The sequence below is a fragment of the Parabacteroides goldsteinii genome (assembly GCF_020091425.1).
Classification (GTDB): domain Bacteria; phylum Bacteroidota; class Bacteroidia; order Bacteroidales; family Tannerellaceae; genus Parabacteroides; species Parabacteroides goldsteinii.
Map to the genome: position 1 here is coordinate 5956492 of NZ_CP081906.1, position 12337 is coordinate 5968828.

Consider the following 12337-nt stretch of genomic DNA (forward strand, 5'->3'; position numbering starts at 1 on the left):
TTTCTGCTAAGAAGTGAAATTCTTTATTTAGGTAAATGTATTACTTCACTTCCTGCCAATAAGAAAGCTCCTGTGCCATAGACTTCCCAGCTATCCGCTGAAAAGTTTTTCCTGGGGTCTGCACCGATAGGTTGTACCCAGCCAACCCGTCCTTCTTCATTTACACATTTATTCAGTCCAATCCATGCTTTTTTAGCGGCATTTATGTACAACTCTTCTTTTAACAGACCATTATTAACACCCCACGCCAAAGCATAGCACAAAAATCCGGAACCGCTGACCTCTCCTCCCGGATAAGATTCCGGATCAAGAAGGCTTGCCCTCCATAAACCGTCAGCCTGTTGTAAGGAGACAATACGAATTGCCATTTCCTTAAATAATTGTTCATAAAAACTTCTCTGCGGGTAATTGGCCGGTAATTCCTGTAAAATCCGGACCAGACCTCCCATAACCCAGCCATTACCGCGTCCCCAAAATATTAATTTGCCATTGGCTTCAACTCTGTCTTCTTTATTTCCTTTTACGACATATCCCAGATCACGAGCAAAGAGATGTTCTTTCTTATTGTACAGTAGGTCATAACATTCTTTGAAGCATTTATCATTATATTCCAGATATGAGTTATTATTCGTGACAATTCCCAATTTAATTAAAGTAGGAGGTGCCATAAATAATGCATCGCACCACCACCATTTTATGATATCTTTTTTCCCGGAAGTAGGATAAGGTTCTTTTAAGAAACGATCCAGTGCCTCAATAGTCGCATTTAACATTTCAGGACGTTTTTCCTTGCGATATAAATCAATGTACATTTGGCTGATTGCGATATCATCGGCATGGAACCAACGTTTACCTGGTTTCCAGTGAGTAGAATCATTTCCCACTGCCATCATTGCATTATATATTTTTTTAGAGCCTGTTGTTTCCCATGCTGCATATACCCCTGCATAAAAAGCACCGTTTGTCCAGTCCGTTTGTCCGTGCCGGGGGTGTGCCAATTGCCAGTCTGTTGTTTTGACCATCATCTTCTTGATATAATTATTTTCAAAAAGATACGCATAGTTTTGAAAATCCTGTGGCGAGAGATTAGAGGTATAATCGACATGTTCAGGTCTTTCCCATTCCTCTTTCATATTGTAAGGTAAACGAAAAACATTTCCTTTTGAATCGGCGAAATAAAAATTCGATATACTCAGACAATCAGGATTCCCATCTGCCCAATATGTATAGAACGGGTCTGTTGCATTTACCGGACGACGCATATAAGAATGATTACGCGGGCTGTTTTTCGTATATATATGTTCCTTTTTCCAGGTTTTCCCTGCATTTGTACTTATCCAGGATTCTACTTCTCCCCCTGTACCCCAGTGTTGAGGGCCTGCTGCGGTCGGAGCAATGACTCTCCAAAGATTTCCTTCTACGTAAAGACTTCCGGAATCATAATTATGGGTTGATGTTGTGATTGGATATTGTACCCATTCTTTCCCGGTCCAGTGAGCGACAAACCATTCACGGGGACCATGCTTAGGACCGGGCAAATGACCATAACTGGTCAGGTATAATACAATTGCATTTCCTTTCTTATCAAAATTGACATCTTTAATATAAAGATTTTGCCCCTTTGATTCGGCATCTATAACCCGGCAAGGACTATCTTTATCTACTATCGGCAATTTAATTGGTGTACCATCTGCTAAAGTCCAGGTCTTTCCGAAATCTGTAGTTTCTAAATAATACATATTTGTACGGGTATCGCAATCTCCGTTTTTATGACGATTAAAGGTCGTTACTAACTTGTTCCCATATTGACCTGTAATCTGATAATGGCCGGACTTGCTTTCACCTTCCGGAATAATGGATGCGATCTGATGGTAGTCACTCCAGTTTAATCCATCCGGTGAAGTCCTGTAGAACAATCTTCGTACGCCGTCATAACGGGTACAAAACATGAAATGTCCTTTATTTTCAACCAGTCGGGGTTGGGGATAAGCCATTATGTCTTCAAAGCCGGTCGATTCGAATTTAGAAACGTCGTAAGGCTTCAGACTTTTATATATAAATCCGGGACGATGGTTTCCCCTGCCGGCGATATAGACCCACAAATACCCTTCCTTATCAATCAAAAGGGCAGGATTGTCGTGTGGGTCATCTACTCCCTGCTTATCATATACGACCGTTGGCTTACACACTTTCCCGGTTGTATGATCATAACAACCTATCATGCAAAGCAAATATCTTTCTTTTTTATCGATCGTTCCTCCGAAAACAAAAAATGTTTTGTTTGTCTCAGGAGAATATATTGCCATAGGATTATGTTTGACTGTGTAGGTTCCCAAACCACCGGAGTATTTAGAACCATATTCGGACTTTTGCCCTAAATCGAACCATATGGGTCGATATCCGTCTATTTTATAGTTATTATATTCACCTTTCTTCTGTGCAGAAAGAGAATAAAAAACGAATAAAAAGAGAAACAATAATATCTTTTTCATCTTAATAATGTATTAATATGTTTAATTAAATACTGAAAACAGTTATTTTTCCAGAAGAGCAGCGGCACACCATAAATAAGGAGCCTGGCCATGATAATCACCAATTGCACGGGGACGATCATAATAATACTGTTTATCATTTTTCTTATTAGTTCCCACACAAACTTCCGTAACATCTCCTTCGCCATTAATGTAAGGAACTAGCGCTAACCATGCTTTGCGGGCGATCGGTGTATATTCGGTTCGATCCAACCATCCTTTTTTAATGCCTGTAATAATTGCATAAATGAACATCGCTGATCCGGAAGTCTCAGCCCAGCAATCGGCCTGGTCGATCAACTGATTCCACATTCCGTCTCTTCTTTGATATTTTTTCAAAGTACTCATCATATTTACGTATCCGTCAAATATCCGTTTTCTATCCGGATTATTTTCCGGTAAAACTTTTAGTAGCTCGGTCATGCCGGCTGCTACCCATCCATTTCCGCGTGACCAAAAATACGGGATATCAGGAGCATGATAGAACAGACCATTAGTACGCTGTAATTCATTCAGATAATAGACCATCTCTTTTGCAGCACGATTTATATATTTTTCGTCACCGGTTACGCGATATGCCTGATTTTGCAAAATAGTGATCATAAACATATCGTCGATCCAAAGACGAGTTTGCCAGGAATATCCTTTTTGTGTCCAGGCTTTTTCTTCGTCTTTCGCTTCCGGAGGCAGCTCCCATTGTGTATCAGCATAAGATAGTCCGAGATCGTAATAATCCTTATTATCAGTAACTCGGTAGAATTCCAGAGGTAAACACCCAAACATGTTCAAATCTACATGGTTTTTAGGGGGTAGGTAGAATTTCTCTGTTGAAAGTAAACGGTCGAAACGTTTTTTCAACATATTGAGCAATTCATTGTCTGCGGCCACTTGTGCATAACGTAATGCCCCTAACCAGGTACATACTTCAGCATAATGAATCCATTTTTTGCCATGAAGAAAATGTGGGCTGGAAATAAAATGTTTGCTCAACTTGTTACCTACTTCCTGAGGAGAAAACCCTTCTGGAAAAGAGGTTAAGTCTATATTTACTTCTATAGGGTTGATAGCATTTGTATTAAAATCGCGTGGCATCTTAAAAACACGCCCATTCTTATCACAGAAGTGAAGATCTGATTGGGAAGGCTGCCTTCCATGCCCGTCTGCCCAGATAGCATAGAAATCCGGATGGCAGTTTTTAGGACTTCTTACGTAAGTATGGTTTTTCGTGCTTCCAACTGTCAATTGCCGTTTCAATTTCCAACTGATCCCGTTATCATCACTTTCCCAAACAGCTATTTCTCCTCCTGGATTATATACCTGAGGTCCTTTTTCTGTCGGTGCAATTATCCGGATCAAGTCATTATCTGAATAGACAGATCCCATATCGTAATTACTATCAGATGTTGTAAGTTCCGTGTTATTCCATTTATTTCCGTCATAATGGAAAAACTCCCAGCTTCGAGGATCATTTTCCGGACCGGGTTGGTATCCCTTACTGGAAATAGTGAGAACCATCGGGCGATTTCGTTTATCAAATGCTATATCAAGGATATAACAGTTTTTCTTCAGAATTGTATAGTCTTTTATCAAAGCTGGATTTTGAATCTGATCAAATGGTAACTGAATTTTTTCCCCATTTGCCAAATGCCAACTCTTACCAAAATCATCAGTCTCTATATAGTATAGATTTGTTCTATAATTCAATCCTTTTCCTGCGGGATGAAAATCGAATGCTACTCCTATTTTTCCGTCTTTTTCTGCTGATATTTGATAGTGCCCTTTATCTATATGGGCAATAACTTTCCATTCATTCCATTTTATACCATCCCGACTTGTATTATATCCGATCACACGATCACCAACCCCGCCTTTATATTTTGTGAACAATCCTAAAAAGCCTTTCCCTTTTATATACCATATCTGCATATATGAAAAGTTATTAAATGGAACATCTTTGCCATTCACCTTTTCCGTAGCCTGGATTAAATCGAAGGTTTCTATGTCATAAGGTTTTCTGCTTTTATGGATATACGATGGTCTGGTAACGCCGTGAGAGGTTGAAAATATCCAGATATATCCCTGTTCATCCATTGAAATGACCGGATTATCGTGAGCGTCCGTTGTCTCTTTGTTTAATATTGTTGTCGGATTTGCCAGCATTTTTGTTTTGTGATCAAAATACGACACATTATGTAACAAAGAAATATTATCCCTATCAGTTCCTCCGAAGCAGAAAAAACTTTTTTCTGCTTCTAGAGAATATATCGCAAAAGGTCTGTGATTAGCAGGATATACAGCCATTCCTCCACTGTATTTATATATATACTCGTTATTGGAAAGCTGATTCCTATACCATATCCCTTTATATCCGTTCGCTTTTGTGTAAATAAAGGTTGCTTCGGTAGCTTTCGCATCCAAATTCACAAACTGTTGCCCTAAACTATTAAAACAAAAGCTTAGTAGATTTACGATTAGTAATATGTATTTGATCTTCATCTCTATACCGGATTATTAATAACCTTCTGTTTGAGGGGATACAGGATCGACGGTTAACAAAGCGACATTTTTCTCTGCTCCGGGATATCCAATATTCTGATTGATCACTCCGTTTACATTCGACACGATCGCTTCTTCAGGAATTGGCCATAAAATATGATGAACGCTTATTTGATATGTGTACCATGAAGTGGTTACACGTTCTCTGTAAAAATTATTTTTAGCCATAACCCAGTCCCACCAGAAATTAACTCCTGATTCCTTTATATTAGCACCTATTCCTCCGGGGCCAGAAAGATTTTCCAATGAATATGTACGGTTAAAAACTTCGCATGTTTTACCAAATTTTGCATAAGTATATGCTATGCGCACTAACTCGACATGGCGTAATTCTTCATAATACAACTCTCTGGCACGTTCGTTCAATATTTCTCCTATATTAATATCGGCAGCCGTCAATGGCTCGGCACCAGCACGAGCACGTACTATGTTTAACATATTTGCTGCCTGAGCCTTTTGGTCTTTCCAGTAATAGCATTCTCCCAGCATTAAATATACTTCTGCAGATCGATAGATATACCAGGGAGTCTCACCTCCATACCACTGTGTAACCGTTTCCTTTTCCGGAACAAACAATTTATAGTGAGGCCATTGAAACCAACACATGATGGAATCGTTTACACTGATATTCGCATTTTTCTGTAAATTTTTCCTGTACCAGGAGTTTCCTGATTTTTTTAAATCCGGATTGTTGTATTTCAAATCTTCTGTTCGCCTCCAGCTATCGCGATTATAAACTCCTCTTAAATCATTTTTTTCTTTTTCACCCCAAATTTCATATTGGAAATAATTGGTCGGTCTCGCTTTTCCTGTACCACGTCCGTACACACGATTAATATCCAGATCCGGATCTTCCCGTACATCATCTGCTATAGTCGACACATTCCAAGCTGTACCAGTTTTTCCATCCGGAGTTACAGTTCCCTGACCTCCCGTATTCCAGGAAGGAACTCCGCATCTCATCGTATAAATACGGACAGAACCATCTATATCCGGATAAGAAGACGTATAAAAGATCCCTTCCGTATTACTCATGTCTAATTTGGCTTCTACGCTATGCAAATCATGCATTAAGTTAGTTCGTGCCTTATTCTTGTTCGATGTAAAACGTTCTGTCATTAGCGGATGATTGGCAGTAATCTCATTACCGATTTCAATGGCCCGGTCAAATTTCCCTAGACTCATACATATTTTCATCAGTAGAACGCCGCAGGCATCTTTATTTACTTTTCCCCGTTCTGCTCCGGTCCGTACCCATTTATAAGCGAACTCCATATCCGAATATAAGCGTTCTAAAATACTCCATCTGTCACTCGAATAAAAATCCGTTTTAGGTTCTGTAAGTTCTTCTTCTAAGAAAGGAACATCCCCAAATTGGTGTACAGCTCTGTAGTAACGATAAGCCCGGTGAAAAAAAGCAGAACCTAACACATGATTACGGTCTTCCGGTTTTTGCCATTCAATATCATCTATGCGCGAAATTACAGTATTACAGTATTTAACGACATTGTAAGTGTAAGTCCAAAACCATCCGACCTGCGTATAGTCTATTCCTGTCAATTTTGCACTGGGAAGAAGAGCCTGGTCCATGTCTTGTTGTGGTCCGGTCTTATTCGTTGTTCCGTCTACACAGATATCTGATTGTATCATTTCAGTTACAATAGGTGCTCCGTCACCATAAAATTCACTGACAATATTCCGCATACATGCTCCTAAAGCAGATTCAAAACCAGCAGCATCAATATATGAATTTTCCGGTGTATAAATTGATAACGGTTTTGTTTCCAACCAACCGTCATTGCATCCCAAAAAGGAAATCATGGCACAAACCAAGAGCCTTGTTTTATATCTATTAATTTTCATGATGTGTTATATTTGAAGTTATAAAGTAAAGTTTATACCTAAATTGAACGATCTCGGAGACAAACTGCCATTTTCCGGATCCCAGAATGTCCAATGAGGAGACCAAACTGCAACGTTACGGGCAGTGACGGTAAATCTCATGTTTTGAATGGCAAACTTCTGTAAGAAAGTCTTAGGAACATTATACGAAACAGAAATATTGTCCAAACGCAAAAAAGATTTTTTCACCCAGTTTGTTCCTGCATTATAAGAACTGATTCTTGCGTAATCATTAGTCGGGTTGTCTTTTGTCCAACGTGGCATATCATAAGATGAGAATTTGTAAGGTGCACCACTGTTATAATTTGCGGCTTCATCGAAAGCGCCATAATGACCAAAATAAGAGTACATCGTAAAAGATACTGTAAAATTTTTACGTATTGTAAAATCATTTCTCATTGACCAACGATAGCGAGGTGTCTTATATCCTTGGAAAACCTTATCTTCCGTGTTCATAACGCCATCTCCATTTTGATCTTTGTATTTAAAGTCACCCGGTTTACAGCCATAAACAGCAGCAGCTTCTTCTTCTCCTAATTGCCATACTCCTATACGGTCATACGCCCATATACGGTCGGGATCCTGACCGATAAACCATCCGTTTGTCGGGTCATCCGATTCTTTTTGGCCAATTATATTGCCATTTTCGTCCGATACATTCTCTTTATCTCCATAAAGTGCAACAATCTTTCTTCTGTTCATAGAAAATGTAGAAGATGCAGACCATTCAAAATTAGCCTCTCTGAAAATATTTGCATTCAAGGTCAGTTCTAATCCTTTATTTCTCAATTTTCCCAGATTTGCAGTAACATTTGAGAAACCTGTAATGCTAGGCAAAGAACGTTCTACAAGCAAATCTTTTGTTGTACCGGAGTAAACTTCCAATGAACCACCGATAATATCATTGAATAAAGAAAAATCCAACCCTAAATTGTAGGATTCAGTCCGTTCCCAGCGCAAATTGTTATTAGCCATTGTATTCACGTAAATATACGTGGAAGTATAAACGGTTCCGTCCGGTCCGATATAAGTCAGAGGGTTTGTCTTCATATTTGATAATGCGGCATATTGTCCAATATCACGATTGCCATTTTGCCCCCAGGAAAAACGCAGTTTACCATAATTTAGCCAATGATTTGTATTTTCCATAAATTTCTCTGATGTAAAGACATAGCCTAATGCAACAGAGGGGAAAGTAGCTCGCTTATTATTGATGCCGAATGCAGAATAACCGTCTCGACGGACTGAAGCCGTCAGCATATATTTATTTTGAAAAGAATAAAAAACACGTGCCATTAGGGCATCTCCGGTCCAATAGGTATCGGAGCTTTGGTTTGTAGGGTTTAATCCTGATGATAAATTATGATATCCTAAAACATCGCTTGGGTTAAAACCATATGTTGCAGCAATCGTTGACCAGGTTTCCTTTTTCTCTGCATTAGCCAACAATGTTAATTCTAAATTGTGTGTCTTATTGAATTCTTTTTTCCATCGCAAAATATTATCAACGGTCCAATGGGACTTAATATCATGCTGACGTTCGGAGGTTCCCCCTTTAGTTTCCACCTCGCTGTCCGCGTACTGATGGTAGAATTTATGATACCATTGTAAATAAGGTGTATAATTCAACTGATATTCGATGCCAAAAGGTAATTGAACCTTTGCATATAAGTTGGCATTCAATGAATAATACTTTTGACTTTGGTCTCTGTATTCACGTGCATACAAAGGATTCGTAGTTGAATTATCTCCTGCTACATAATAGCGATACAAACTTTCGGGATCATCTAAATTGTTGGATGCGTAGGGTGAATTTTTTGCCATTGCTTTCCAGTCTGCAGGCTGTGAACTTTCATCCCGGATAGCAAAATTCGCATTCATCCCTATTGTTAAAAAGTTTGTTATTTTAGAATCAAGATTCAAGCGGGTGCGAAGATTCTTATAATTGTCTCCTACGATGATACCATCCCGGTCCACATAGCCCAGTGACCAGTGATAATTTACTTTATCCGTCCGGTTGGAAACACTGACTGTATAATCTTGTTGCAAACCTTTGTGAAGAACAAGATCTGCCCAGTTTGTCTCTATTCCTGCTAAATAATTATCTATTTCAGGAGTGTAAAGTTGCAACCTGGAAAGCCATGCGCGTGTCAGATCCTCATCTGAGACAGAAGACACCGGTGTTTTTTGATTATAATTATACCAATCCAAAGGATTGACACCTGTACCATTCAACTCGAAAGGATTAGTATAAATCTCTGGAAATTTCGTCAGGTAATCACTTGAACTATTTCCCATTTGATAATCCTGTCTGTACTTTAAATATTTTTTGCCATCCAATATTGGCATTTGATTTGCAGATTGGACAAACCCTACATTAGCATTGAATGTAACAGTAGCGGAGCCATCAGATTTTCCTTTGCCTTTTTTAGTTGTGATAACAATAACGCCATTAGCTGCCTGTGAACCATACACGGCAGCAGAACTTGCATCTTTCAAAACATCAATGCTCACAACATCATTTGTATTTATGTCGGACAAAGAACCATAATAAATAACTCCGTCCACAACAATCGTTGGACTTGATCCGGCAGTTAATGTATTTACACCACGGATTTGAGGTGTTAAGTCGCCTTTTGCCGAAGTAGACATTCCGACATTCAAACCTGCAGCTGTTCCACGCATAAGGTCGGTAATATCACGAGGTGCTTCCACTTCCATTTTTTCTGCTTTTACGCTTGCTATGGCACCTGTTAAGTCACGGCGTTTTGCCGTCCCATAACCAATTACGACCACTTCTTCCAAGGCTTGTGTGTCTTCTGTTAAAACAACACGTATAGGACGTTGGCCCTTTATTTCTACCTCCTGCGATAAATAGCCGATATACGATACTATCAAAACTGCTTTATCAGGTACTTGTATGGAAAAATTCCCATTGATATCGGTAATGGTCCCTACGGATGTACTTCCTTTGACAACAACATTTGCTCCTACAATTGTTTCGCCGTGATTATCTGTAACCTTACCTGAAATAAGATCCTTTTGCTGTGCGTTCGATAATATAGTCTTGTTTGGCGCATCATTTTTTGGGGTAAGTAATATGTACGAACCATCAAACGAATATTTTACATTTGTTCCGTCAAACAAGTTTTTGAGAGCTTCTTCCAAAGAAGATTTGTTAAGATCTATTGATACTTTCCGATTAACGTTCACGTACTTATTATATATGAATAAGTAGTCAGTTTGTTTCTCGATTTCATTTAAGACATTTTCAAGTCTGGCATCATTCTCTTGAATCGTCACACTGATATTCTGTGAGTTAGAATTTTCTGCATGAAGACAAAAGATGAACATGAATAATAATAGAGTGGTTATTTTCATGATTCTAAAAAATTGTTTACGTCGGAATCTTTTAATCAAAAGAATATCCGGCAAAGATTCTTTATTCATATCTTTGTATATCAAAATTATTAATACAGTTTAAATAATTGTGTTAGTAGAATGCCGATGAGTGTGGGGACACTGGTCGGCATTTTTATGAAAAGGTTAACTAAGCTATCATAGGCAATCTATTTAAAGTTAGACATCATTTAATATAAATGACGGACTCGTCTTTGTTCCGTTCAAAAGAATATTTCGCATCTTTCTGCAAAATACGTAACGCGTTATCTATCCCATCTGAAATACGAAATTTACCACTACATACATATTTAATAAGGTTCTTGTTCTCTACAACGATCCGTATTCCATAACATTTCTCAAAACGTAACATCAGTTGTTCAAAATTCATATTACGAAAGCAGATTAGTCCTTCTTTCCAACGAAAGATATCAAAGTCCGATATTGGGGAAGCAGACAATTTGCCATTCTTTAAAGAAGCCATATAATTAGGAGACAGCAGGACTGTTCCCGATGGATTTTTATTATTTATAACCTTCACCGATCCTTCCATCAACGCAGCATTGAAGTCTTCCGAATCGCTATATGCCTCGACATTGAATTTCGTGCCCAACACTTCCACATTACATTTTGAAGTCTGTACAACAAACGGTTTTTCTGTATTATGGCTAACCTCAAAATAGGCTTCCCCATCCAGAGTTATTTCTCGCTTATCACCTGTAAAAGCAGCAGGATAACTCATTTTGGAACGAGCATTTAACCAAACGCTTGTGCCATCCGGCAAAGCCAGGTTTACACGTTGGCCAGCTGGTACGGTGATTGTACTTATACTTTGGCTAATCTTCCTGATTTCCGATTGATAGAAATAGATTCCGCAAGTAATGACAATGGCAAAGATAGCAACAACCTTCATGGCTTCCTGCATAATAGCCAGATAGAATGGGCGGGATTTTTTCTTTGAGGTGGCTGTCCGCGTTTTGCCTGACAGGATCATCGCATCGAAAAATTCGCGTTCCCTGAAAAGCCTTTTCTCGTTTTGTGGAGTGGCTTCCAACCAGGCACGGACTGCTTTTTTCTCTTCTTGAGAAGCTTTGCCGTCAAAGAATTTGTATAATGTATCTTTTTCCATTTTTTTCGTTTCTATCTATAAAGCAAATAAGCCAGGAATATCCCTAACGAAAAATGTGACTTTTTTGAAAAAAAATTTCAGGGTTAAAAAATGGACTCGTAAAAGGGCTGGTAAATAATCAATAAAATAATTTAGGAATGAATGCCAATAATGGGAAATAGTCCTTTAAGGCGACGCGCAGGACTTTAAGGGCCTTGGTTATATGAAATTCTACAGTTTTTGTCGAAACACCCAGGGCTTCTGCAATATCCTTATGGCTTTGGTTGTTGTAACGGCTACGGATAAAGATATCGCGTGTCTGTTCCGGTAATGTTTCTAATGCTTTGTCTACAAGAGTTTGCAATTCGTCGGAAAACAGTTTTTCCGGATCACAGGCTTCCAGAGTAGCAATACGTAGGTTTAATTCCCAGGTATCGCAATCCTTTAGATATTCGACTATTTCTTCCTGCATACGTAAGCGCTGTAAATAATTCAGACATTTATGTTTGATAGTGGTCAGGATGTAAGCTTGTATATTTGAATCGGGTGCAAGATTTCTTCTATTTTCCCAATAATACATCAAGCTTTCGATCGCAATATCTTCTGCTATCATACTATCACTGACGTATGTATTGGCAAAATGGACAAAACGACTTTTGTAATCAGCATACAACTGATTAAAAGAATATATCTCAGATTCGCTTTTCATATATGGTTATATCGACGATAAAGATATACATAAATCCGACTTTCCTATCTTTACTTGCCAGATTTATTCAATAGAAATGCTTCTTCTTTTGTTACCTTTAATCCTATCCCAATGGGAGACCGGCTATCTGCT

At 38.6% G+C, this 12337-nt stretch carries 6 protein-coding genes and 1 pseudogene; all 7 read right to left on the reverse strand.

Annotation, left to right across the window (positions count from 1 at the left end):
* Window positions 1-23 precede the first annotated feature (23 nt).
* The 7 genes and pseudogenes from K6V26_RS24380 to K6V26_RS24410 all read right to left on the reverse strand — a co-directional run bounded on the left by K6V26_RS24380 (window position 24) and on the right by K6V26_RS24410 (window position 12205).
* Window positions 24-2492 (reverse strand): glycoside hydrolase family 88 protein, encoded by a 2469-nt coding sequence (locus K6V26_RS24380; protein WP_224264119.1) that lies wholly within the window; start codon window positions 2490-2492, stop codon window positions 24-26.
* 42 nt (window positions 2493-2534) lie between these two features.
* Window positions 2535-3623 carry a glycoside hydrolase family 88/105 protein gene (locus K6V26_RS24385; RefSeq protein WP_187386431.1) on the reverse strand — a complete coding sequence of 363 codons (1089 nt, stop codon included), beginning with the start codon at window positions 3621-3623 and terminating at the stop codon, window positions 2535-2537.
* A 372-nt stretch (window positions 3624-3995) separates the two neighbouring features.
* Window positions 3996-5027: pseudogene (locus tag K6V26_RS28660) on the reverse strand (BNR-4 repeat-containing protein); the annotation flags it as partial.
* Window positions 5028-5042: 15 nt separating this feature from the next.
* Window positions 5043-6950, reverse strand: a complete 1908-nt coding sequence (locus tag K6V26_RS24395) for a RagB/SusD family nutrient uptake outer membrane protein (RefSeq protein WP_048314185.1) — start codon at window positions 6948-6950, stop codon at window positions 5043-5045.
* Window positions 6951-6968: 18 nt separating this feature from the next.
* The gene (locus tag K6V26_RS24400) at window positions 6969-10439 is read right to left on the reverse strand and encodes a TonB-dependent receptor (RefSeq protein ID WP_195437433.1); all 3471 of its coding nucleotides are present in this window, start codon (window positions 10437-10439) and stop codon (window positions 6969-6971) included.
* 136 nt (window positions 10440-10575) lie between these two features.
* Window positions 10576-11517, reverse strand: a complete 942-nt coding sequence (locus K6V26_RS24405) for a FecR family protein (RefSeq protein ID WP_224264120.1) — start codon at window positions 11515-11517, stop codon at window positions 10576-10578.
* Window positions 11518-11635: 118 nt separating this feature from the next.
* Window positions 11636-12205 carry an RNA polymerase sigma-70 factor gene (locus K6V26_RS24410; RefSeq protein WP_046146049.1) on the reverse strand — a complete coding sequence of 190 codons (570 nt, stop codon included), beginning with the start codon at window positions 12203-12205 and terminating at the stop codon, window positions 11636-11638.
* Between the last annotated feature and the right edge of the window lie 132 nt (window positions 12206-12337).